The sequence below is a fragment of the Tsukamurella asaccharolytica genome (assembly GCF_007858435.1).
GTDB lineage: Bacteria > Actinomycetota > Actinomycetes > Mycobacteriales > Mycobacteriaceae > Tsukamurella > Tsukamurella asaccharolytica.
This window is the reverse complement of the sequence record NZ_VIGW01000017.1, coordinates 1-23,284: the sequence shown is the minus strand read 5'-3', so window position 1 is coordinate 23,284 and position 23,284 is coordinate 1. Positions and strand designations below refer to the sequence as shown.

General features: G+C 68.8%; 23 protein-coding genes. 8 read left to right on the top strand and 15 right to left on the bottom strand.

Annotation, left to right across the window (positions count from 1 at the left end; genetic code table 11):
- Position 1: 1 nt before the first annotated feature.
- From FK529_RS18380 to FK529_RS18350, 7 genes are all read right to left on the bottom strand, one after another.
- Entirely contained in the window at positions 2-928 is a 927-nt protein-coding gene (locus FK529_RS18380) for an SGNH/GDSL hydrolase family protein (protein ID WP_146563954.1), read from the bottom strand.
- Positions 929-937: 9 nt separating this feature from the next.
- Positions 938-1,699: a helix-turn-helix domain-containing protein gene (locus FK529_RS18375; RefSeq protein ID WP_231703171.1), complete on the bottom strand. Its 762-nt coding sequence runs from the start codon at positions 1,697-1,699 to the stop codon at positions 938-940.
- The gene (locus tag FK529_RS18370) at positions 1,696-2,091 is read right to left on the bottom strand and encodes a VOC family protein (protein ID WP_146563950.1); all 396 of its coding nucleotides are present in this window, start codon (positions 2,089-2,091) and stop codon (positions 1,696-1,698) included. The genes FK529_RS18375 and FK529_RS18370 overlap by 4 nt, the downstream gene beginning before the upstream one ends.
- A gap of 199 nt (positions 2,092-2,290) precedes the next feature.
- Positions 2,291-3,115 (bottom strand): translation elongation factor Ts, encoded by an 825-nt coding sequence (gene tsf, locus FK529_RS18365; RefSeq protein ID WP_146563948.1) that lies wholly within the window; start codon positions 3,113-3,115, stop codon positions 2,291-2,293.
- Positions 3,116-3,162: 47 nt separating this feature from the next.
- Positions 3,163-4,011, bottom strand: a complete 849-nt coding sequence (rpsB, locus tag FK529_RS18360) for a 30S ribosomal protein S2 (protein ID WP_146563946.1) — start codon at positions 4,009-4,011, stop codon at positions 3,163-3,165.
- A gap of 270 nt (positions 4,012-4,281) precedes the next feature.
- Positions 4,282-5,820 carry an alanine/glycine:cation symporter family protein gene (locus tag FK529_RS18355; RefSeq protein WP_146563944.1) on the bottom strand — a complete coding sequence of 513 codons (1,539 nt, stop codon included), beginning with the start codon at positions 5,818-5,820 and terminating at the stop codon, positions 4,282-4,284.
- Between the two features lie 93 nt (positions 5,821-5,913).
- The gene (locus FK529_RS18350) at positions 5,914-6,510 is read right to left on the bottom strand and encodes a TetR/AcrR family transcriptional regulator (protein WP_146563942.1); all 597 of its coding nucleotides are present in this window, start codon (positions 6,508-6,510) and stop codon (positions 5,914-5,916) included.
- Positions 6,511-6,603: 93 nt separating this feature from the next.
- On the opposite strand from FK529_RS18350, the gene FK529_RS18345 reads away from it, so the two are divergent.
- From FK529_RS18345 to FK529_RS18335, 3 genes are all read left to right on the top strand, one after another.
- Positions 6,604-8,079, top strand: a complete 1,476-nt coding sequence (locus FK529_RS18345; protein WP_146563940.1) for a carboxylesterase/lipase family protein — start codon at positions 6,604-6,606, stop codon at positions 8,077-8,079.
- Positions 8,080-8,479: 400 nt separating this feature from the next.
- Complete coding sequence (locus tag FK529_RS18340; protein ID WP_146563938.1) at positions 8,480-9,877, top strand: AAA family ATPase; 1,398 nt, start codon at positions 8,480-8,482, stop codon at positions 9,875-9,877.
- Positions 9,877-10,365 (top strand): type II toxin-antitoxin system VapC family toxin, encoded by a 489-nt coding sequence (locus FK529_RS18335; RefSeq protein ID WP_146563936.1) that lies wholly within the window; start codon positions 9,877-9,879, stop codon positions 10,363-10,365. The genes FK529_RS18340 and FK529_RS18335 overlap by 1 nt, the downstream gene beginning before the upstream one ends.
- 102 nt (positions 10,366-10,467) lie before the next feature.
- Here FK529_RS18335 and FK529_RS18330 read toward each other — a convergent pair whose 3' ends face one another.
- A complete protein-coding gene (locus FK529_RS18330; RefSeq protein ID WP_146563934.1) occupies positions 10,468-11,820 on the bottom strand; it encodes a dicarboxylate/amino acid:cation symporter in 1,353 nt (450 codons plus the stop codon).
- 168 nt (positions 11,821-11,988) lie between these two features.
- Between FK529_RS18330 and FK529_RS18325 the strand changes: the two genes are divergently transcribed.
- Complete coding sequence (locus FK529_RS18325; protein ID WP_146563931.1) at positions 11,989-13,185, top strand: multidrug effflux MFS transporter; 1,197 nt, start codon at positions 11,989-11,991, stop codon at positions 13,183-13,185.
- 10 nt (positions 13,186-13,195) lie between these two features.
- Positions 13,196-14,263 (top strand): M48 family metallopeptidase, encoded by a 1,068-nt coding sequence (locus tag FK529_RS18320; RefSeq protein ID WP_146563929.1) that lies wholly within the window; start codon positions 13,196-13,198, stop codon positions 14,261-14,263.
- A gap of 183 nt (positions 14,264-14,446) precedes the next feature.
- Here the strand turns inward: FK529_RS18320 and FK529_RS18315 are convergent, their stop codons facing one another.
- Positions 14,447-14,659: a hypothetical protein gene (locus FK529_RS18315; RefSeq protein WP_146563927.1), complete on the bottom strand. Its 213-nt coding sequence runs from the start codon at positions 14,657-14,659 to the stop codon at positions 14,447-14,449.
- 307 nt (positions 14,660-14,966) lie between these two features.
- Between FK529_RS18315 and FK529_RS18310 the strand changes: the two genes are divergently transcribed.
- Positions 14,967-15,476 (top strand): M23 family metallopeptidase, encoded by a 510-nt coding sequence (locus FK529_RS18310; RefSeq protein ID WP_146563925.1) that lies wholly within the window; start codon positions 14,967-14,969, stop codon positions 15,474-15,476.
- A 60-nt stretch (positions 15,477-15,536) separates the two neighbouring features.
- On the top strand, positions 15,537-17,096 hold the full coding sequence (gene zwf, locus FK529_RS18305) for a glucose-6-phosphate dehydrogenase (RefSeq protein WP_166436437.1): 1,560 nt from the start codon (positions 15,537-15,539) through the stop codon (positions 17,094-17,096).
- Positions 17,097-17,099: 3 nt separating this feature from the next.
- Here zwf and FK529_RS18300 read toward each other — a convergent pair whose 3' ends face one another.
- The 5 genes from FK529_RS18300 to FK529_RS18280 all read right to left on the bottom strand — a co-directional run bounded on the left by FK529_RS18300 (position 17,100) and on the right by FK529_RS18280 (position 21,965).
- Positions 17,100-17,996 (bottom strand): tyrosine recombinase XerC, encoded by an 897-nt coding sequence (locus tag FK529_RS18300; protein ID WP_146563923.1) that lies wholly within the window; start codon positions 17,994-17,996, stop codon positions 17,100-17,102.
- A 91-nt stretch (positions 17,997-18,087) separates the two neighbouring features.
- The gene (locus tag FK529_RS18295; protein WP_146563921.1) at positions 18,088-19,374 is read right to left on the bottom strand and encodes an MFS transporter; all 1,287 of its coding nucleotides are present in this window, start codon (positions 19,372-19,374) and stop codon (positions 18,088-18,090) included.
- Positions 19,367-20,053, bottom strand: a complete 687-nt coding sequence (locus FK529_RS18290; RefSeq protein ID WP_146563919.1) for a methionine ABC transporter permease — start codon at positions 20,051-20,053, stop codon at positions 19,367-19,369. Before FK529_RS18290 ends, FK529_RS18295 begins: the two co-directional genes overlap by 8 nt.
- On the bottom strand, positions 20,050-21,096 hold the full coding sequence (locus FK529_RS18285; protein ID WP_146563917.1) for a methionine ABC transporter ATP-binding protein: 1,047 nt from the start codon (positions 21,094-21,096) through the stop codon (positions 20,050-20,052). The genes FK529_RS18290 and FK529_RS18285 overlap by 4 nt, the downstream gene beginning before the upstream one ends.
- The gene (locus tag FK529_RS18280) at positions 21,093-21,965 is read right to left on the bottom strand and encodes a MetQ/NlpA family ABC transporter substrate-binding protein (RefSeq protein ID WP_146563915.1); all 873 of its coding nucleotides are present in this window, start codon (positions 21,963-21,965) and stop codon (positions 21,093-21,095) included. Before FK529_RS18280 ends, FK529_RS18285 begins: the two co-directional genes overlap by 4 nt.
- Before the next feature lie 251 nt (positions 21,966-22,216).
- Between FK529_RS18280 and FK529_RS18275 the strand changes: the two genes are divergently transcribed.
- A complete protein-coding gene (locus FK529_RS18275) occupies positions 22,217-22,768 on the top strand; it encodes a YdeI/OmpD-associated family protein (protein ID WP_146563913.1) in 552 nt (183 codons plus the stop codon).
- Positions 22,769-22,846: 78 nt separating this feature from the next.
- Here FK529_RS18275 and FK529_RS18270 read toward each other — a convergent pair whose 3' ends face one another.
- Positions 22,847-23,083, bottom strand: a complete 237-nt coding sequence (locus FK529_RS18270) for a hypothetical protein (RefSeq protein WP_146563911.1) — start codon at positions 23,081-23,083, stop codon at positions 22,847-22,849.
- Positions 23,084-23,284: the final 201 nt, after the last annotated feature.

Genomic DNA, 23,284 nt, shown 5'->3' with positions numbered 1-23,284 from the left:
CCTATGCGGGCGGCGCAGTTCCTCGGAGCCGGTCCTCGATCAGGTTGCCCAACGCACGCTGTCCGGCGACCGTCGGGTGCAAACCGTTGGCCTCGGGCTCCTGGTCCTTGAGCTTGATCCCGCCCAGCCGCACGTACGGATCCGGTTCGCAGGCGGTGCGGTCCATCGGGGGCTGGACGTACATCACCTGACGGTCCGCCGCCACCTCGCGGATGAGCCGGTCGAGGCTGCGGTACCAGGTACGCCAGTGGCCGACGTTCTCCTCGGGGATCCCGGCCCGCTCGAGGCAGGCGCGGTCGAGCGGACCGTCGAGCGGGAACAACGGGAGGTAGCCGACGAGGACGACCCGCACGTCGGGCGCGGCCGCGCGCTTGATGGCGTCGACGGTGGCGGCGTACTGCGCGCGCACGAAGTTCCAGCCCTGCGAGCCGGGAAGGTCCTGGTTGGCGGCGGCGGCGCAGCGCTCGTCGGGTTCGCCGAGGCAGTGCACGACGATGTTGCCGAAGCCCAGGGAGTTCGCGCCGATGATCACCGTGACGAGCCGCGTGAACGGCCCGACGCCGTACAGCTGCGGGGAGGTGTTGGGCTTGGGCGAGGGCTGGGTGAGGTCGTCGAGCGTGGCGCCCGAGCACGCCCGGTCGGTGAAGGAGTAGGGCTGCAGCCGCTGCGCGAGGACGTGGCCGAGGTCGTCGCCGTTGCGGGCGCACAGGTCCATCGGCCGCACCTTGGCGTGGGAGCCGGAGGCGGCGTAACTATCCCCCAGGGAGACGTACTGGGCGCCGCCCGGAAGGTCCGGGATGTAGCTCTCGCCGTTGGTCTGGTGGTGCACGTAGCCGCTGCCCCCGCCGATGGCCGTCGACGCCCCGACGACGGCGAGCACGAGGCACGCCACGAGAGCGAAGGCGATCGCACGCCGGATCCGGGACACCCCGCGACACTACACAGGCGCGAATTCGCTCCTGCGAAGCGCGAGGTACGCCGAGGGCGAGTGGCCGACGAAAGCGCGGACCTCGCGGCTCAGGTGCGCCTGGTCGGCGTAGCCGGCCCCTGCGGCCACGTCGGCGGGGCACTCCCCCGCCTCGAGTGCGCGGCGCGCGGCGTCGAACCGCATCAGGCGGGCCGCCTGTTTGATCCCCATGCCGAACTCGGCGGTGAACTTCATCGCCAGGTACCGGGCCGACCATCCGGACCGCTCGACGAGTTCGGCGACGGTCACCCGTCCTGCGCGGGCGGCGAGGTGGGCCCACGCCGCCGCGGCGTCGGGCTGCACCTCGCGGCCCGACGTGGCGTACCGCGCCAGGACCGCCGCCGCGACCGACTCCCGGTCGCCGGCGGGCGCGCCCGCGGTACGGCCGTACAACTCGGCGGCGAGCCCCGGCACCAGGTCGTCGAGTTCGACGGCCTCTCCCCCGAGCTCGGCCGCGGGGGCGCCGGTGAGGGCCCGGACGAGGCTCGGCCGCACGTCCACCTGGACGCCGCGCTGCAGCCCGTCGTGGTGCACGACATAGGGCGTCGGATGCATTCCCGAGAGGCACAGCCGGAAGGTCGTGCGCTCGGCCAGGCCCGGCCCCGTCAGCTCCAGGCCGTGCCCGAGGTCGATGATCATCGTCAGCGTCGGCGAGGGGACGGCGAGATGGGTGCCCGGGACGACGACGCCGATGTCGTAGGCGGTGGCGCGGGCGATACCGGGCGCCGTCACCCCGCGTAGGTACCGAAACTCCACGTATTGCCCTCCGGGTCGGCGACGGAGAATCCCCTGGAGCCATAGTCCTCCTCCGCCATGTCTCGCACCAGACGGGCGCCGAGGTCCGTCGCGCGGGCGTAGACGGCGTCGGGGTCGGTGACCACTACGTAGACGCTGCCGCTGCCCGTCGGGACGGAGAAGGTCTTGTCCTGCTTGCAGGCGGAGTGGACCATGACCCGGCCACCGTCGGGCCAGAGCATCTCGGAGTGGACGACCTCGCCCTCCCCGTCACCCTCGACCAGGATTCCCTCCTCGAAGCCGAGGCGCCGCAACCATTCGCGCGCGGCGAGCGCGTCGTCGTAGGTGAGTCCGGGCCAGATGTTCGTGTCAGTGCGTGTGCTGTTCATGCCTCAAGCCTCGCAGGCACCGCCACCGTCGAGCTTGAAGAAATCCGCACGCCCACCCCCGCCCCGCAATTGAACACTGTTTCGGACCGCGAATCCGCGGGTCGCGGTGGACGGAAACGGTGTTCAATTCCGGGGCAGAGAGACGACGAGGCCCGCTCCGACGGATCGGTGCGGGCCTCGTGCGTGAGGATCGGAGGAGTTACTCCTGGCCGACCTCGAAGCGGGTGAAGGCGTTGACCTTCACGCCGGCCTCGTCCAGCACCTGCTGGACCGACTTCTTGTTGTCGGTCACCGACGGCTGGTCGGGAAGGACGGTGTCCTTGTAGTAGGCCACGGTCTTGCCCTCGACGATCTTCGGCAGCGCCTGCTCCGGCTTGCCCTCGGCGCGCGCGGTCTCCTCGGCGATGCGACGCTCGTTCTCGATGACGTCGGCCGGAACCTCGTCCCGGCTGGCGTACTTCGCCTTGAGCGCGGCGACCTGCATGCCGGCGCCGCGAGCGGCCTCGGCGGCGGCGTCGCCCTCGCCCGAGAACGAAACCAGCACGCCCACGGCGGGCGGCAGGTCCGAGCTGCGCTTGTGCAGGTAGACGGCGACGGGGCCGTCGTAGCGCGCGATGCGGCGCAGCACGAGCTTCTCGCCCAGCTTGGCCGAGGCGGCCTCGATGCGCGACGCGACGGTCTCGTTCTCGAGCGGCAGCTCGAGGACGGCCTCGACGGTGGCGGCGTCCGACGCGGCAGCGGCGGCGACGATCGCATCGGCGAGCTGCTGGAACTCCTCGTTCTTCGCGACGAAGTCCGTTTCGGAGTTGAGCTCGATGAGCACGCCGTCCTTGGCGGCCACGAGGCCCTCGGCGGTGGAACGACCGGCGCGCTTGCCGACGTCCTTCGCGCCCTTGATGCGCAGCACCTCGACGGCCTTGTCGAAATCGCCGTCGGTCTCGGTGAGGGCGTTCTTGCAGTCCATCATCCCCGACCCGGTGAGGTCGCGGAGACGCTTGACGTCAGCGGCGGTGTAGTTCGCCATGTATGCGGCTCCTATCTAAGAAGGGAAGGTCGTGCGACCGGAAACGATCAGGCTTCCGGGGTCTCGGGGGTGGCGGGAGCCTCGGTCGCAGCGGCCTCGGCCGCGGGGGCCTCGGCACCGACGGTGGCGGACTCCAGCAGCTCCTGCTCCCACTCGGCGAGGGGCTCGCCGGCGCCGGCCTCGGGCTTGGCGTCGCCGGTGGCGACACCCGCACGGGCCTGCACACCCTCGGCCACGGCCGAAGCCACGACCTTGGTCAGCAGCGCGGCGGAGCGGATCGCGTCGTCGTTGCCCGGGATCGGGTAGTCGACGAGGTCGGGATCGCAGTTGGTGTCGAGGATCGCGATGACCGGGATGCCCAGCTTGCGGGCCTCGCCCACGGCGATGTGCTCCTTGTTGGTGTCCACGACCCAGATGGCCGAGGGGACCTTGGCCATGTCGCGGATACCACCGAGGGTGCGCTCGAGCTTGTTCTTCTCACGCGTGAGCATGAGGATTTCCTTCTTGGTGCGACCGTCGAAGCCACCGGTCTGCTCCATGGTCTCGAGCTCCTTCATCCGCTGAAGGCGCTTGTGGACCGTCTGGAAGTTGGTGAGCATGCCGCCCAGCCAGCGCTGGTTCACGTAGGGCATGCCGACGCGGGTGGCCTCTTCGGCGATCGACTCCTGGGCCTGCTTCTTGGTGCCGACGAAGAGGACGGTGCCACCGTGGGCGACCGTCTCCTTGACGAACTCGTAGGCCTTGTCGATGTAGGTCAGCGTCTGCTGCAGATCGATGATGTAGATGCCGTTGCGGTCGGTGAAGATGAAACGCTTCATCTTCGGGTTCCACCGACGGGTCTGATGACCGAAGTGCGCGCCGCTGTCCAGCAGCTGCTTCATGGTGACGACAGCCATGATGCCTCTTTCGTAGTTGCAGTTGTACACGCCGCGACGGCCCTCGTTTCCGCTGGTCAGCGAGCGAGAGGCGATGCGCGGTGTCCTGGTGTTCCGTCGTGCTGCACTCCTTCATCGAAGGAGACCGCGCTGCACGACACGCCCAGGGGGGCGCCAGGGGAACACGCGTAGTCACTCCGCCATCGGGACGGAGCGCAAGGGCAAGTGTACGCCCGCAGCGTCGACCTGCGAAATCGCCGGGATTCCGCAGGTCGACGGTGCCGCGCCCCGTCAGGCGTCGACGGGGTCTGTCCGCCGGGACGCGGCGCGCTCCTCCCAGAACGTGGCGTTGACGATGCCGAGCGGCGTCGGGTCGAACTGCGGGTCGACGCCGAGCTTCTGCTGGCGCTCGAAGTCGCGCAGGGTCTTGAAGGCCGCGTTCTGGAGCACCAGGATGCCGATGATGTTGAGCCAGGCCATGAGGCCGACGCCGAGGTCGCCCATCGCCCACGCGTCCTTGGCGGTGGAGACCGCGCCGATCGCGACCGAGGCCAGGATCAGCATCTGCAGCAGCATCGTGAGTACCCGGCCCAGCGCGGAATTGATCACCGGGATCACGACAACGGCGAAGCGCCCCATCAGGAAGCGCAGGTTCGTCTCCGCCATGTAGTAGTAGGCGACGATCGTGGTGAAGCAGAAGAAGGCGAGCGAGATCGCGATGAAGCTGGCGCCGGAGCCGTTGAAAACCGTGTCGAAGCCCTGCTGCGCGTACGCGGGCCCCACCTCCGGGTCGCCGACGAGCGCGCCGCCATCGGCGAGCACGCGGCCGGACGCCGAGTCGCCCTCGAACACCCGGTAGGCACCAGTGCTGAGGATGATGAACGCGGTGGCGGAGCAGACGAACAGGGTGTCGACGTACACGGCGAAGGCCTGCGCGAGGCCCTGCTTGGCGGGGTGACTGACCTCAGCGGCCGCTGCGGCGTGCGGGCCGGTGCCCTGCCCGGCCTCGTTGGAGTAGACGCCGCGCTTGACGCCCCACATGACGGCGGTGCCGACGAGCGCACCGAAGCCAGCCGACAGGTCGAAGGCCTCCCGGACGATCAGTTCGATGACGCCGGGGATCGCGTCGGCGTTGAACACCATGATGATCAGGGCCGCCGCGATGTAGAGGATCGCCATGAAGGGCACCACGACCGAGGCGAAGGTCGCGATTCGCTTGACGCCGCCGATGATGACGAAGGCCAACACGATGACGGTGCCGAGGGCGGCGACCCAGGGCTCGATACCCCAGGCGCTCTCCATCGCGACGGCCATGGAGTTCGCCTGGACCATCGGCATGAGGAGGCCGCACGCGAGGACGGTGACCGCGGCGAAGAGCAGTCCGTAGACGTTGCCGACCACCGCGTACTTGCCGTTCGCCAGGGCCCGGCGGAAGTAGTAGGCCGGGCCGCCGCGGTACTCGCCGGTGAGCCGGTCGCGCTCCTTGTAGATCTGGCCCAGCGTGCACTCGACGTAGGAGGTCGACGCGCCGAGGAAGGCCATCACCCACATCCACAGCACCGCGCCCGGACCGCCGAAGGCGATCGCGGTGGCGACACCGGCGATGTTGCCGGTGCCGACACGGCCGGCCAGCGACATCGCCAGGGCCTGGAAGGAGCTCACCCCCGACGCGGACTTCTCGCCGTGTATCAGCTGCCCCAGCATGGCGGGGATCTGGCGCACCTGCACCAGCCTCGAGCGGATCGAGAAGTAGACGCCGACCCCGAGGCACAGGTAGATCAGGGCGGGACTCCACACGTACTCATTCAGGGTGGCCAGCAGGTCAGACATGCGAGCAACAATAAAGGGAGTGTCAACCGATGGTGCGGCATCGGCGACTCTTTTTTACCTACAGGTGATCTCATCGCAAAGAAGCGGCGGCGCTCAGCGCATGAACAGGTCGTCGAGGTGGCGGTCGATCGCGGCGAGCGCGTCGGCCGGCGCGATCACCTGCAGTTCCAGCAGGGGCGTCAGGCCGGTCAGCGCGAGCAGCCGGTCCGTCTCGGTCGACGGTGCGCGGTCCGCCGCGATCCGGCCGTCGGCGATCGCGGCAGCGACGAGCTCCTCGACCTGCGCGCGCCCCCGGACCATCCCCTCGCGGGTGCGAGAACGAATCTCCTCGTCATGCAGCGCCTCGAGGACGTAGGCGGCGTTCATGCGGCTGGTCGCGCGCGAATCCGGGTGCAGCGGGAGCATTTCGACCAGCACCAGGCGCAGCACGTCGCGCGGGTGCGGATCCACTCCGAGACGCGCCAGCCCGTCCGCCACACGCGCCCCGGTCTGCTCCGCGGCGAAGTCCATCGCAAAGGCGAGCAGCTCCTGCCGCGAGGCGAAGTAGTGCTGCACCTGGCCGTGCGACATTCCGGCCTCCTTCGCCACCTCGCGCAGGCTCAGCCGGAGGATGCCGGACGCGTCCACCACCCGCCACAGCGCGCGGGTGATCTCCTGCCGGCGCTCCTGGTGATCAACCTGTTTCGGCACGGCGAATCCTCCCCGGGTATTTCAATACGACTGAAATAATACAACTGGCTGATAACCTCGGGGCGAGGACACGCCGAGACCGGAGGAGCAGATATGCAGCAGCGACCGCGGATCAGGACGGCGGAGGGCGTCGTCGAGGGCGAACACGTCGGAGGCACCGCGATCTTCCGCGGCATCCCGTACGCACAGCCGCCCGTCGGGGCGCTGCGCTTCGCGGCGCCGGAGCCCGTCCCCCACTGGGACGGGACCCGCCCCGCCACCGAGTTCGGTCCCCCGCCGCCGCAATCCGGGCCCGGCCCCAAGGCGGAGGCCACGGACGATGCGAACTGGCTCACCGTCACGGTGTGCACTCCCGCCCCCGCGCGGTCCGGGCTGCCGGTCCTGGTGTGGATCTCCTGCGGGGGCTACATGGCCGGCACCGCGGCGGATCCCATGTTCGATCCGACCGCCCTGTCGGCCGAGGGCCTCGTGGTCGTGATCGTCCAGTGCCGCATGGGCGCCGAGGGCTTCGCGCTGCTGGACGGCGCACCGTCGAACCGGGGCTTGCTCGACCAGATCGCCGCGCTCGAGTGGATCCGGCGGAACATCGCGGCGTTCGGTGGAGACCCCGAGGCGGTCACCATCGCCGGCACCTCGGGTGGTGCGGGATCCGTCGCCGCCCTGCTCACCATCCCGGCGGCGCGGCCGCTGTTCCGGCGGGCCATCACCCACTCGGTCCCCGGCCTGAACATCACCCCCGCGCTGGCGAAGGAGGTCACGGCCGCGCTCGCCGACCGCCTCGGCGTCGCGCCCACCGCGGCGGGCTTCGCTGACGTACCGCCGCAGCGCCTCGCCGAGGAGGTCACCGCCCTTTGCGCCGACTCCCCCGCGCACAAGGAACGGTGGGGGCGCCTCGCCCACCTCGGGATCGTCGTCTGCCCGGTCATCGACGGGGACCTGCTGCCGCAGACCCCGTGGCAGGCCTTGACCGACGGGAACGCCGCGGGCATCGACCTGCTCGCCGGGCACATGCGCGACGAGTTCCGGCTCTTCAGCGTGATGATGGGCGTCCGCGGCAGCTTCATGGAGGCCGATGCGGCCACCGCGCTGGAGGCGTTCGCGCCCGACGACCCCGCCGAGTACCGTGCCGCGTACCCCGACGCGACGGCCGACGAGATGGTGGAGATCGTGTACTCGGACGCCACCTTCCGGATGCCGACGGTGCTCCTCGCGGAGGCCAACACCGCGGCCGACGGCGCCACCTACCTGTTCGAGATCCGCTGGGAGACCGAGGCGTTCGGCGCCGGACATAGCATCGACGTCCCCCTCGCGTTCGGGACCCTGGACTGCCCGACGGGACGCATGTTCTTCGGCGACGATCCCGCGCCCGCGGTGCGCGCCTTGTCGGACGAACTGCTCGGCGCATGGGTTCGGTTCTGCGCCACCGGCGATCCCGGCTGGCCCCGCTACGACGCCGAGCACCGAACCACCCGACTCCTGGACGATCCGCCGACGACGGCGCCCTATCCGGAGGAGCGCTCGCGCCGGATCTGGGAGGGCCGCCCCCCGCTGCCGTTCGCACCCGCCTGAGCGGACCGCAGAGAAGCAGCGATGTCCCCACCGGTCCACGTCACCACCTGGCAGCCCACAGATCCAGACCGCCGGGTCGCGACGCCCGCGATCTTCCTGCACGGCGTCATCGCGCCGTGGCTAGCTACTTCTGATCACCGGACGCCGGGGATGGCGCATCCGACGAGTACCGACGGTACGCGGGCGAAACCGCTCCCGCCTCGCGCCAACGCGGTCGCTGAGCGGATCAGGGCCACCGCCTGCGAGTGCACGGCTACTGTCCGAATACTCAGGCCCCGGAGGCGTCGAACGACGCGCTGCGCACCCTGTGGAGCAATCCGATTGAGACTAGAGCCCAGTCCATCTACACCCACCGACTCTAATCACTTAGTATAGATGCGAGTTCGCTAAGGTGACGTCGATGAGCAGCAATCCAAACCGTGGGGGCGCAATGGACTTACAAACACTCGAATGGTCGGGCTTCAGAGGGTTCACCTCACGAACAAGATTCGCCTTGCCGAATATTACATTGTTGATCGGCAAGAATAACGTCGGGAAGTCGTCAACTTACGCTCCATTGCTATTGCTCAAACAAACGCTCGAAGCTCGCGATCATAAGACGGCCCTACTGGGGCGCGGATCTCTTGTGGACGTCGGCCCTTTCACCGACTACGTAAGCAATCACGCGTCCGATGGAACAGTTACTTTTAGAATGTCCCTGAATCCCGACCTGGTTAGCAAATTTGGAGTCCGAAGACAACCTACTGATGTGGAGATCGGTTTTCAGAGCGCGAATGGAATCGACGCATTCGTCAGCCGACAGAGAGTCGAAGACGCGGCCGGTGAAGCACTCATAACACGCTCAAGACGATCCCCCGATAGTTCATTCACCTTCTCATCTCCGCTTCTACCAACGAGAAAATCAACCGGCCGTCCGTACCGCGAGATCACTGCGGTCCGACGACAATTCCGCGAAGAGCAGCCCCACGGCTTCCTTTTTACCAGCAACGGAGGACTGTTCCTACCTCAGAAAATCCGAGAGGATCCAATCCGATGGGAGTCCGTGCGCGATTGGTACAACTCTGCATACACCGTATTCGATGTCCAAACAGCAGCTAACTACTCGCTTGTCGACTTCCTCCGGTCAATCTCATACCTGGGCCCCCTTCGGTCACTACCGCAAAGAACCTACCGACTCGGCGCTGAACCTCCAGTCGAGATCGGGGTTTCAGGGGAGAACGCCCCGGAACTCCTATTTCGCCACTCAGACCAAGGCAGTTCAGAGGAAGTTAACGAGTGGCTCAACCGCCTGAAGTACGGCAAACTCAAGTTCGATGAAGTCGGCCCCGAGTACTTTCAAGCTCTCCTGGAGACCCCATCGGGGTTGACCGTTAACCTTGCCGACACGGGCGTAGGACTTTCACAGGTAATTCCACTGCTCGTGCAGGGATCGATTAGCAAGCCCGGCGGAACGATGATTGCACAGCAGCCAGAAATCCACCTCAACCCTGCACAGCAGTCAATTGTCGCTGATTTCCTAATCTCCAAGGCTGTGGCCGGCGTACGCGTTCTCGTTGAGACGCATAGCGAGCATGTCCTCCTTCGGTTGCGACGAAGAATCGCCGAAGGCAAGATCGCGGCAGAGGACGTCGCCGTGTACTTCGTAGAGGCGCGCGGCTCCGAAACGAATATTCGCCGAGTACCACTTGGCGAACTCGGCGAAATATCGCGCGCGGACTGGCCTGAAGGGTTTTTTGAGGATCAACTAGACGAGGCCTTCTACCTGGCAGCGGCCCAGTCCGTTCGAGCAGGTGCCTGATGGAGATAGGAAAACTCTGCGGCCACGATATCGTTCTCGACACCAACGTTCTCAGCCACGCTGAAAACTCCACCTTCGAGCACCATGACAGCGCGAAATGCATCCTTGAATGGATGCGCGGCTCATCAACATTGTGGGTTGTTGATAACACGGGAAAATCGAAGCCCGACCCCAAGACTAGTTTGCTTTTTGCTGAGTACCGGGCCACTCTTCAACCGATGGGAGCACCCCTTCAGCTGTTCACAATGTGCCTCCTCACAGGGCGAGTAGTTTTTGCCGAACGGCCGAATCAGGCAAACCGAAGCCGAATTCGAAAGTTGATACCTCGCAACAACAAGGATCAAGCAGTTCTCGGCGCAGCACTCGACGCGGAAGATCAGGTACTTGTTTCCAATGACCTCGATGATTTCTCGCCAAATGTACGAGACACGATCCGAAAGGTACTCGGAGTAAACGTCGTTCACACACAGGAGTGTTCGACTGAATAGCTGAGGGGAGATATTCCAGCCCGCCCGAACGATCGAATTGAGCTACTACGACGCTGAGTCGGTGCGGGGGCAGGCGCAAGGCAACCACCGGCACGTCGATAGCTAGACTTTCGCGGCGGCCGCGAGTTCCGCCGACTCGTCGGCGTAGACGTCCTTGCGCGGCGCGTTGTAGGCGTCCTCGTCGAGGATGCCCTCCTGCTTGGCGACGATGGTCGGGACCAGCGCCTGCCCGGTGACGTTGAGCGCGGTGCGACCCATGTCGACGATCGGATCCACGGCCAGCAACAGGCCCACGCCGGCCAGCGGCAGCCCGAGGGTGGACAGGGTGAGCGTCAGCATGACGGTCGCGCCGGTGGTGCCCGCGGTGGCGGCGGAGCCGATCACCGAGACGATCACGATGAGCAGGTAGTCGGTGATCCCGAGCGGGAGGTTGAAGAACTGGGCCACGAAGATCGCCGCGATCGCGGGATAGATCGCCGCGCAGCCGTCCATCTTGGTGGTCGCGCCGAGCGGCACGGCGAACGAGGCGTACTCGCGCGGCACGCCCAGGTTCCGCTCCGTGACGCGCTCGGTGACGGGCAGCGTGCCGATCGAGCTTCGGGTGACGAAGCCGAGCTGTGTCGCCGGCCAGACGCCGCTGAAGAACTGCTTCACCGAGAGTCCGTGGGCCCGGATGATCAATGGGTACACGACGAGTCCCACGATCAGCAGGCCCAGATAGATCGCGCCCGTGAACACGCCGAGCGAGCCGATGGCGTCCCAGCCGTACGTCGCGACAGCGGTACCGATGAGCGCGGCGGTGCCGATCGGGGCCAGGCGGATGATCCACCACAGCACCTTCTGGATGACCGCCAGCAGGGAGGCGTTGAAGGCGATGAAGGGCTCCGCCTTCTCCCCCACCTTGAGCGCGGCGATGCCGATCGCCGCGGCGACCACGAGCACCTGCAGCACGTTGAAGCTGAGCGAAACGGACCCCTCGGAGGCCTTGGCCTGCAGGCCGAGGAAGTTCGACGGGACGAGGCCGGTGATGAAGGCCCACCAGGAGCCGGTGCTCGACGGTGCCTTCCCCTCCCCGGTGACCGTCGTGTGCGCGCCGGGCTGCAGCACCAGTCCGAGGATGATGCCGATGATCACCGAGATGAAGGCGGTGATGGCGAACCAGAGCAGCGTCTTTCCCGCCAGCCGCGCGGCGTTGGTGACGTTGCGGAGGTTGGCGATCGACGCGATGACGGCGGTCACCACGAGCGGCACCACGGCCACGGTGAGCAGCTTGACGTAGCTGGAACCGATGGTCTTGAGCGTGCCGATCAGCCAGTTCACGTTGCCGTCGGCGGCGGGCGCCATGTTCCGTGCGATCAAACCCAGCACCACACCGGCGACGAGGCCGACGACGATCTGGAAGCCGAAGTTCTTCAGCAACGCGGGCACGCGGGACGGAGATTCCACAGACGACATGCTGGGCTCCAACGCCGGGCCGGCGGCCGGTGTTCCCTTTCACTCATGCTGAGCGCAAGGCTCCCACCGGCACCCGCGTCGGACGTACAGTGCAGGGCCGCGCCCGACGATGCCCTGCTCCTCGCGTCCGATTTCGCCCCGACGGTGCACCTGCTGTTGGATTGACGGGTGTCACAACCCCGCTCGGACTCCCGAGGAAACCTGCGACTGGCCCTGATCCTGGGCTCGCTGTCGGCGTTCGGTCCCATCACGACCGACCTCTACCTCCCCGCGCTGCCCGCCGCCGCCGCGGACCTCGAGGCCTCGCAGCCGGCGATCCAGGCGACGCTGACCGCGTGCCTGATCGGGCTGGCCGCCGGGCAGATCTTCGTGGGGCCGCTGTCGGATTCGATCGGCCGGCGGCGCCCGATGATCGTCGGCATGGCGCTGTTCGTCGTCAGCTCGCTGCTGTGCGCGGTCGCCCCGTCGGTGTACCTGCTCGACGTCGCGCGCCTGCTGCAGGGCGCAGCCGGCGCAGCGGGGATCGTGCTGAGCCTGGCCATCGTCCGGGACCTGTTCGACGGTGTCGCCGCCGCCCGGATGATCTCCGCACTCATGGCCGTCGGCGGCGTGGCACCGATCGTCGCGCCGCTCGCGGGCGCGCAGCTGCTGCGCTTCATGGACTGGCGCGGCCTGTTCGTGGTGCTGGCCGTGCTCGGCGTGGCGCTGCTCGCGATCGCAGCCGCCAAGGTGCCGGAGACGCTGCCGAAGGCGGACCGTCGACCTGTGGGCTGGGGGTCGGTCGCGCGCGGCTTCCGCCTGCTCGCCCGGGACCGCCGCTTCGTCGCTCTGACGCTGACGGGCGGCCTGGCCTTCGCCGCGATGTTCGCCTACATCTCCACCTCGGCCTTCGTCTTCCAGAGTCACTACGGCTACTCCGAATCGGCGTTCAGCGTGGTCTTCGCCGTCAACGCGGTGGGCCTGCTCGCCACCAATCTGATCGGCGGGCGGCTGGTGGGCCGTGTGCCCGTGGCGACACTGGTGCGGGTCGGGCTGGCGGGCATGGTGATCGGCGCGGTCGCCTCGCTGGCCTCGCTGGCCGTCGCGCAGCCTCCGCTGGTGATCGCCTCCCTCTTCCTCACGGTCTCGAGCCTCGGCCTCGTGATGCCGACGGTGGCCGCCCTCGCTCTCGAGGACCACGGGGACCTGGCCGGCACCGCCTCCGCGGCCCTCGGCGCTGCGCGCATGACGCTCGGCGGGGTCGCGGCCCTGTTCGCCGGAATCGGCGGGGCCCCGATCGTGCTCGGCTCGGTCATGGTCCTGTGCGCGGCGGGGGCGGCGGTGTCCTTCGCTCTGTCCAAGCGAGCGCCAAGCCCGAGCCGGTAACGTGACTCACATGACCGATTCAGTCTCTCGAACATACCGTTCGCTACCTGGAATCAGTACGCGCGCGTGGGAGCATCCCGCCGATCGCGCCGCGCTCGTCGCCCTGCGCGGCCTCAAGGGCTTCGACACCGTCCTCAAGGCGATCTCGGCGCTGCTGCGCGAGCGCCAGCACCGGCTCCTGTTCCTCGCGTCGGGCGTGCGCGCGGACGATCGCCAGTTCCGCGACCTGCACGCGATGCTCGTCGACTGCGCGCGCGTGCTCGACACGGACGTCGTCCCCGAGCTGTTCGTGGTGCAGAGCCCCACGGTGAACGCCATGACCATCGGGATCGACAAGCCCTTCATCGTGATCAACACCGGCCTGTTGGACCTGCTCGACGAGGAGGAGAAGCGGTTCGTGATCGGGCACGAGCTCGGTCACGCCCTCTCCGGCCACGCCGTGTACCGCACGATGCTCATGCACCTCATGCGGCTCGCGGGCACGTTCGGCCTGATCCCCATCGGCGGCTGGGCGCTGCGTGCGCTCGTCGCTGCACTCATGGAGTGGCAACGCAAGTCCGAACTGTCGGGCGACCGGGCCGGCCTGCTGTGCGTGCAGGACCCGGACGTCGCGATGCGCGTGCACATGAAGACCGCGGGCGGCACCCGGCTCGGCGAGATGGACACGCAGCGCTTCCTCGCCCAGGCCGCCGAGTACGAGCGCACCGGCGACCTGCGCGACGGCGTACTCAAACTCCTCAACCTGGAGCTGCAGTCGCACCCGTTCTCCGTGCTGCGCGCCGCGGACCTGAACCGCTGGGTGGAACGCGGCGAGTACGGGCGCATCGTCGGCGGTGACTACCCGCGGCGCACCGACGACGACCGCGCCGGCACCGCTGACCAGTTCCGCACCGCGGCCCGCACCTACAAGGACGGCTTCGACGCCTCCGCCGACCCGCTGATCACCACGCTGCGCGACTTCGGTTCCTCGGCCGTCAACACGGTCGGGCAGGGCGTGACCGACGTCGCGGCCGGCGTCGGCCGCAAGATCGACGAGTGGCGCCGTCAATCGGCCCGCAAGCATGACGAGGGCGAGTGAGCACTCCCTCGTCACCCGGTCCGGCCGACCCGGAGGAACCGCGCGACGCGGCGGACCCCACCGGGGCGGAGGATGTCCCGCCTGCGGTGCCGCTGAGCCGGCGGCCCGCCGTCCTGACGATGCTGGCACTCATCGTGGTGTGCGTGATCGGCAGCCTCCTGACGCGGTGGATGAACGGCTGGCTCACCCACCCGCCCGGACGGCACCGGCACGGCGTCGGGCCTCGCCGCAATCGGCCGCGGTCTCGAGCACCTCGGGCTGGGCTGGGCCGTCGCCGGCTGGATCCTGCGCGCCCCTGTCCTCGCGCCGGTGCTGCAGGTCGCGGCGGACGCGCTGGGCGGCGGCCCGCGTGACCTGCGCGCACGGTGACGCGTCGCCCGCCGTGGGCACACCCACCCTGCTCGCACCTCACACCCGACTTGCCCAGCTACACCCGAACCGCTAGGTGCCGCACCCGAAATGCGCGAGCGCACCCTGCATGCAGGGTGCGTCGGCGCAGAACCGGTGGGAGCCGGTCAGCATCGCCGCGAGCTCAGACCGAACACAGCGTTGCTCGCTGAGGTGGGCCGCACCGTACACCGCAGCTCCGTCGGCTCACGGCCCGAACAGGGAAATCGCCGCGGGCCTGTGGATGGGCCGATTTTCTCCACAGGCAGGCCGTTCCGGACCGGTTGCCGACGGTGCCGTGCGGCACCGTCGGGACATGCGCACCAGCTACGGGACCACCCTGGTCCTTCTCGTCCTCGCCCTCGTCGGTGCCGCGCCCGCGCGGGCGGGCGGGGACTACGACTGGCCGCTGGACCCGCGGCCCGCGGTCGCCCGGCCCTTCACGAACCCGGAGCAGCGCTGGCAGCCGGGTCACCGCGGCGCCGACCTCGCCGCGGCGCCGGGGCAGACCGTGTACGCCGCCGGGTCCGGGCGGGTGCACCACGTGGGCCGGGTGGACGACCGCGTCGTGATCTCGGTGCTGCACCCCAACGGCCTGCTCACCACCTACGAGCCGATCGACGAGCCGGCGGTCCGCGCGGGCGACGTGGTCGAGATCGGTTCGCCGCTCGGCCGCGTCGCCGCGGGCCACGAGGGTTGCCCGGCGGCGGCGGCGTGCCTGCACTGGGGTCTGCGCCGCGGCGCCGGCCACTCCGCCGAGTACTTCAATCCCCTGCTGCTCGTGGGCGCGGCACCGGTGCGGCTGTTGCCGGACGGCGCGGGATGAATCGGTCGCATTCCCCGTGCTACCGCGCGCGGACCGTCGGAGAATGCGACGATTCCTTCCGTGACGGACGCGAGCACGCCAGAATCGACCACAGACGAGACGAAGGCGGAACGGCTTCAGGAGGCACAGACGATCGCGTACCCCAGCGGCTCGACGCGACGCTCCCGTACGGCGCCTCAGCACGATCCCACGCTGGTGGTGCTGTTCGGCGCCACCGGCGACCTCTCGCGGCGCAAGCTGCTGTGCGGCCTCGGCTACCTCACCGTCTCCGGGCTGGCCCCGGACATGCGGGTCATCGGTACCAGCCTCGACGACATGACCGACGACGAGTTCCGCGCCTTCGCCAAGAAGGCGATCGACGAACTCGGCGCGCGCAAGCTGACGCCCGAGCAGTGGGATCAATTCGCACCCAAGCTCTCCTACGTCAACACCTCGGCGGGCCCGGCGGCGCTCGCCGAGGCCGTCGCGGCGAAGGAACAGGAGCTCGCCGACGCCGACGCCGGCGGCGATCGCGAACGGGTGCGCCGCCTCTACTACCTCAGCGTTCCCCCCAAGGCGGCGACCAAGGTGATCGAGACGTTGAATCAGGCCGGCCTCGTGGATCGATCGCGGGTCATCATGGAGAAGCCCTTCGGTGAGGACCTCGAATCGGCTCTGGCCCTCAACGACGAGGTGCACAAGACCTTCAAAGAGAAGCAGATCTTCCGCATCGATCACTTCCTCGGCAAGGAGGCGGCGCAGAACATCCTGGCGTTCCGCTTCGCCAACGGGCTGTTCGAGCCGATCTGGAACCGCAACTTCATCGACCACGTGCAGATCGACATCCCCGAATCGTTGGGGCTCGACGCCCGCGCGGCCTTCTACGAGCCCACCGGGGCGTACAAGGACATGGTGGTCACGCACCTGTTCCAGGTGATGGCCTTCGTCGCGATGGAGCCGCCGACCGCGCTGGAGCCGCGCGCGATCTCGGAGGAGAAGAACAAGGTCTTCCGCTCCCTGGAGCCGATCCGCCCCGACGACGTGATCCGCGGCCAGTACGCGGGCTACCGCCAGGAGAAGGGCGTCGACCCGGAGTCCGACACGGAGACCTTCATCGCGCTCAGGGCGCGGATCGACAACTGGCGCTGGGCCGGCGTGCCCTTCTACCTGCGCACCGGCAAGAAGATGGCCCAGGGCATGCGGATCATCTCGATCGCCTTCAAGGAGGCGCCGAAGTCGATGTTCCCGGCCGGCTCCGGCATCGGCCAGCAGGGTCCGGACCACCTCACCTTCGACCTCGCCGACGAGTCCAAGGTGTCGCTCTCGTTCTACGGCAAGCGTCCGGGCCCGGGTATGCGGCTGTCGAAGCTCTCGATGCAGTTCTCCACCGAGGACACCGAGCAGGCCGACGACGTGCTCGAGGCCTACGAGCGCCTCATCCTCGACGCGATCAACGGCGACCACACCCTCTTCACCACGGCCGAGGGCATCGAATCGCTGTGGGAACGCTCGATCCCCCTGCTCGACGACCCGCCGCCGGTGCGCTCCTACGAGCCTGGCTCATGGGGACCGAACTCGATCCACCAGCTGATCGCCCCGAACGCCTGGCGCCTGCCCTTCGAACGCGGCTGGCGGGACTAGCGTCTACGCCCGCGGGTGCGCCTGCTCGTGCGCGGCCCGCAGCCGGGCGACCGAGACGTGCGTGTAGAGCTGGGTGGTCGCCAGCGAGGAGTGGCCGAGCAGCTCCTGCACGACGCGCAGGTCGGCGCCACCGTCGAGCAGATGTGTCGCGGCGGTGTGCCGCAGCGCGTGCGGGGCGACCTCGCGCCCGCCCGGCACTGACCCCGTGACCTGGTGCACGACGGTCCGCGCCTGCCGCGGGTCGAGCCGCCCGCCGCGGGCACCGAGGAACAGGGCCTTCCCGGACCGCTCGGTCACCAGCGCGGGCCGCGCCTCGTCGAGCCAGCGCCGAAGGGCGGCCGCAGCGGGCGCGCCGAAGGGCACCGTTCGTTCCTTGTTCCCCTTACCGATCACGGTGAGCACGCGCCGGCCGTGGTCGACCGAGCCCAGGTCGAGGCCGCACAGCTCGCTCACCCGGATCCCGGTGGCGTACAGGATCTCCGCGAGCGCGAGGTCGCGGACGGCGATCGGGTCGCCCTCCGCGGCGCCGGAGGCGGCGTTGCGCAGCGCTTGGCCGGCGTCGTCGGACGAGAGGACGGCGGGCAGGGTGCGGTGCGCGCGCGGCGCTGTGAGCCGCACGCCGGGATCGCCGTCGAGGTGGCCCCGTCGGGCCGCCCACGCGGTGTAGGTGCGGGCGGAGGAGGCCTGGCGCGCGAGGGTGGTGCGGGCGGCACCGGCGGCGGCGCGCTCCCCCAGCCAGGCTCGCAGCGTCACCAGGTCGAGACGGTCGGCCGACACCCCGCGCTCCGCGGCGAAGGCGAGGAGCGCCGTCACGTCGGCGAGGTAGGCCCGCACGGTGTGCTCACTGCGGCCGCGTTCGAGCCGCAGGTACGTCTCGTACTCCGTCAGAACCTCGCTCATCCCCCCACCCTAGGACGCCCCCGCCCCGCCAGCCGCGATTGAACGATGTTTTGGAGAGGAGAATCGCAGGTGAGGCGCTCCAGAACGTCGTTCAATCGGGAAGTGGGGTGTGCGCGGTCTCGCGGCAGCGGAACGCCACGGGCAGCGCGACGAGGTGCAGCACCGCCAGGTAGATCGGGAACGCGTGGTCGAGTCCGCGCTCGTGCAGCGCGGTGCCGATCGCGGGGACCGTGCCGCCGAAGATCGCGGTCGCGATGGCGAAGGCGGTCCCCGTGGCGAGCACGCGGATCCGCGCCGGGAACATCTCCGCGAGCGCGGTGCCCAGACTGGCCATCATCAGGGCGGTGATCGCCATGCCGGCGCACTGCACGGCCAGCACCGTGAGTATCCGATCGGACAGGGCGAGGAACAGCGGGACCGTCGCCACGGCCCCGCTGACGAGGAAGGCGTACATCATCGGCTTGCGGCCGATCCGGTCCGAGAGCACGCCCAGCGGGATCTGCAGGAGCCCGTACACGACGAAGGCGATCGCCGAGATCGTCACTGCGCTCTCCTTGTTCAGTCCCTGGGTGAGTACCGCCCACGTGGGCACGAAGGTGCTCCAGGCGTAGAACACCGCGGCGGTGGTCGAGGCGAGCACGAAGGCGCGCGCGAAGTCCCGGCGATGGTCGCGCAGGATCTCCCGGTACGGGTTAGCCACGGCGGGTTCACCGGCGTGGGGCAGCGTCTCCGCGGCGCTGCGCCGGATCCACCAGGCGACGACCGCGAGCACCGCGCCGAGGAGGAACGGGACCCGCCACGCCCAGTCCGCCATCGCATCCGCGCCGATGGTCCCGACCAACAGCGTGATGGCCAGCAGGCACAGCACCTTGCCGAGGCTCGAGCCGACGTTGATGATGCTCCCGTACGCGCCCCGACGGTCCGCCGGCGCCGATTCGACGAGGAACGCCGTCGCGGTCGAGAGCTCTCCGCCGGTCGAGAGTCCCTGGATCAGCCGAGCGACCACGAGGATCACCGGGGCGAGAACACCCACCTGCGCATACGCCGGCGCGACGCCGATGAGGAGGCTGCCCAGCCCCATCATCGCGACGCCGAGGGCCAGCGTGGGCCTGCGCCCGTACCGGTCGGCCATCCTGCCCATGAGGATGCCGCCGACCGGTCGCGCGAGGAAGCCGACGGCGAACACGGTGAACGTCGCGAGCAGCGGCACGACCGATTCGGCGTCGCCCGGGAAGAACTGGCGCGAGAAGTAGATCGCGAGGAACGAGTACGCGCTCCAGTCGAAGTACTCGACGAGGTGCCCCACCGACCCGGTGAGGACCTGTCTGCGCCGGTTCGGTACCGCCGCGGGCGAGGTGAGCGTGCCGGCTTCAGTCACGGTGCTGCAGCCGACGGCTGAGCCAGTTGCCGAAGAACTGCGCGATCTGCACCACGACGATGAGGACGACGATCACCACCAGCGTCAGCTGCCAGTTGTTCTGCTGGTAGCCGTACTGTCGCGCGAAGTCGCCGAGGCCGCCGCCACCGACGTACCCGGCCATGGCCGACATGTCGACGACCGCGACGAACATGAACGTGTAGCCGAGCGTCAGCGGCGCGAGCCCCTCCGGGATCACGACGGTGGCGAGCGTGCGGACCTTGCTCGCCCCCATCGACCGCGCCGCCTCGACCACGCCGGGATCGACGCTCACGAGGTTCTGCTCGACGACGCGGCCGATCACGAAGGTCGCCATCACCGTCATCGCGAAGGCCGCGGCCTCCACGCCGATCCGGGTGCCGATCACCTCCTTGGTGATCGGGGCGATCGCCGTGATGAAGATGATGAAGGGGATGGGCCGGATGATGTTGACCAGTACGTTGAGCACGGAGAACACGGCCCGGTTCGCGAGCAGGTTGCCCGGCCGGGTGGCGTAGAGCAGCGTGCCGTAGACGAGCCCCAGCAGGCCGCCGACGATCATCGTGATGCCGACGAGGCGGACGGTCTCGCCGATGGCATCGACGAAGACGTCCTGGGTGCCGGGCGGGAAGACGTCGCCCAGGAAGGTCGGGTAGGTCATCGGTCGATCTCCTGACCGGTCTGCGGGTCCTTGACGTGCGCGAGGGATCCGAGCTGGGCGACGGCCGCGGCGATCGCCGCCTCGTCGCCCGTCACCGAGTACGTCAGCGAGCCGAACGGGCGACCGCCGACCTCCGCGACGCCGCCGTAAAGGACGCGCGCCGCGGTGCCGTGCGTGGCGAAGACCTCCGCCGCGTCGAGCGCGTCGGGTTCGTCGCGCACGTCGACGGTGACGACGGTGCCGGGGCGAGCCGCGTGCAGGCGCTGCAGGGTCTCCGGGCTCACGTCGTCGCCGACGGCCGCGTGGATGAGCGACGTGGTCGCGGCCGACGTGGACGCGGCGAAGACGTCGTACACCGGCCCGTAGTCGACGAGCCTGCCCTGGTCGAGGACGGCGACGGTGTCGCAGATCCGCCGGATGACGTCCATCTCGTGGGTGATCACGACGATGGTGGTGCCGAACTCCTGGTTGACCCGCAGCAGGAGGTCGAGGACCTCGCTGGTGGTGCCGGGGTCGAGAGCGCTGGTGGCCTCGTCGGCGAGCAGGATCTTCGGGTTCCGGGCCAGCGCGCGGGCGATGCCGACGCGCTGGCTCTGCCCGCCGGAGAGCTTGTTCGGGTACTGCTTCGCCTTGTCGCCGATGCCGACGAAGTCGAGCAGTTCCGCGACGCGCGTGCGCCGCTCGGCCTTCGACATGCCGCCGAGCGTGAGCGGGTACTCCACGTTCCCCGCGACGGTGCGCGACTCCATGAGGTTGAAGCGCTGGAAGATCATGCCCACCTGCGCACGCAGCTTCCGCAGATCCCGTTCGCCGAGCGTGCCCACCACGGTGTCGAGCACGCGCACCTCGCCGGACGTGGTCGACTCCAGGCCGTTGATGGTCCGGATCAGCGTGGACTTGCCGGCGCCGGATTGGCCGATCACGCCGGTGATGGACCCCTCCGGGATCGCGAAGCTGACGCCGTCGAGAGCCTTGGTCGTGCCGAAATCCCGGGTGGCGTCGCGGAACTCGATCGCCACCCGGGCCGGGGCGCTATCGCTCACTTGGGGCCGTTGGCCTTGACCTGCTGCTGCAGCGACTCGGTCAGGCTCTGCAGCTCGGCGGCGGGCTTGTCGACCAGGATGAACGAATCACCCTTGTCCTTCTTGAGCTGGTCGAGCACCTTCTGATCCTTGTACAGCGCGGCCAGCTTGAGGTAGGTCGCGTTGTCCTTGTCGGCCTTGCGCACGACGAAGGCGTTGATGAACGGCTGCGACTGCGGGCTCGCCGGATCATCCTTGGCGAGGATGAGGTCCTTGCCGAGCTTGGCGTTCTCGGCGGGGTCGTTGTTGACCACGGCGCCGTCGACGCTGTCCAGGCTGAGTGCGGTCTGGTTGGCGTCCACCGGCTTGACCGTGACCTTCGAGGCGGCGGTGTCGATATCGGCCGGGGTCACCTGCCGGTTGACCTCGCCCTTGAGCTTGATCAGGCCGGCGGAGGAGAGCACGCCGAGCGCGCGCGACTGGTTGGTCGGGTCGTCGGGGACCACGACGGTGCCGCCCTGCGGGATCTCGGCGACCGACTTGTGCCTCTTCGAGTACAGCGGCAGCGGGTAGATCGCGGTGGCACCGATCGGCACCAGCTCGGTGTTGTTCTTGGCGTTGTACTCGGCCAGGAACTGCAGGTGCTGGTACTCGTTGATCTGCAGGTCACCGTCGTTGAGCGCGGCATTGGGCTGCTGGTAGTCGCTGAAGTTCCTCAGCTCCACGTCGATGCCCTGCTCCTTGGCGAGATCCTTGTAGACGTTCCAGAATGCCTGGGCACCGTCGGTCACGCCGATGCTGATGGTGTCGCCACCGGAGCTCGAGCCACACGCGGCGACGCCCGAGGCGAGGGCGACGGGTACGACCAGGGCGAGCGCGAAACGCTTCATCTTCACGGCTATTGTTCTCCAACTCGACGGGACCCGGGGATCTCCCAGTTGCGTGAACGATACCTACCGGTTAGTACATCCGCGGGACGAGCGTCGAGTTCGGACCGCAGCCCGGTTCCGTGACCTGGTTCGACGGTCCGCTGCCGGTTTCACTCATGAGTGCAACAAATCATCTACGGGAGACGGAAGCCTCCGCGGCCCGAGGCTCGTATTCTCGATGAGCAACCCAGTATCACCGCGAGGAGAGCACCATGACCACCCGCAGCGCCAGCGCCGTTCGCTTCACCGGCACCGCCGAACGACGCGGCGAGCGCACCCTCGTCCTGCTGCCCGGCGACGCGAGCGCCGCACTCCCGTCGCGGGGGCAGGTCGCCGTCACCGGCACCCTCGACGGTGGGGACTTCCGCACCGTCGTCGAGCCCGACGGGCGCAAGGGGCACTGGATCGCCCTCGACGACACCCCCGTCGAGGCCGGCGACGAGGTCGCGCTGGAACTCCTGCCGACCAAGGACTGGCCGGAGCCGACGGTGCCCGACGACCTGCGGTCCGCCCTCGACGACGCCCCCGACACCGCCGAGGTGTGGACCGACATCACGCCGATGGCCCGGTGGGAGTGGGTGCGCTGGATCGGCGCCACGAAGAGCCCCGCGACGCGGGCGAAGCGCGTGGACGTGACGATCTCGAAGCTGCGCTCCGGCAAGCGCCGCCCCTGCTGCTTCGACCTCGCTTCCTGCACCGATCCCGAGCTGATGAAGAACGGCCGGCTGATCGATCCCGAGGAGGCGGCGCCCCGCCCCGCGTAGGCCCGCGCGCCACCCGGGAACGCCACGCCGGCCGGCCCGCGGTGCACGCGAGCCGGCCGGCGGGTAGGTCCGATCGATTCAGTTCTGCGGCGGTTGCTGCCCGCCCGGGCGACCCGGGTTCTGCGGATCCGGGCCGGGCCAGCGATCGGGGTCGGGCCCGGGCTGCCAGCCCTGCTGCCACCCCTGAGTATCGGCGCCCGGATGGCTTGCGTGCTGCCCCGTGTGCGACGCCTCACCCGGCTGCCGCGGCGGAGCCTCACCGGCCTGCCGGTTCCATACGTCCGCCCCCGGCTGCCAGGCCAGGGCCGTGGGCATCGCCGTCCGACGATCCGAACAACCCGACATCAGGGTCCATACTCATTGGACGCACCGGCCTCCCGATCGGTTCCCACGCACCACCTCGTCGTGACCCTCGAGGACAACGGCGTCGCCGGCGGCATCGGGGCGGCCGTGACCGCGGCGCTGCAGCGCGCGGACGTCGACGTGCCGACCCGTGTCCTCGGCATCGAGCAGAAC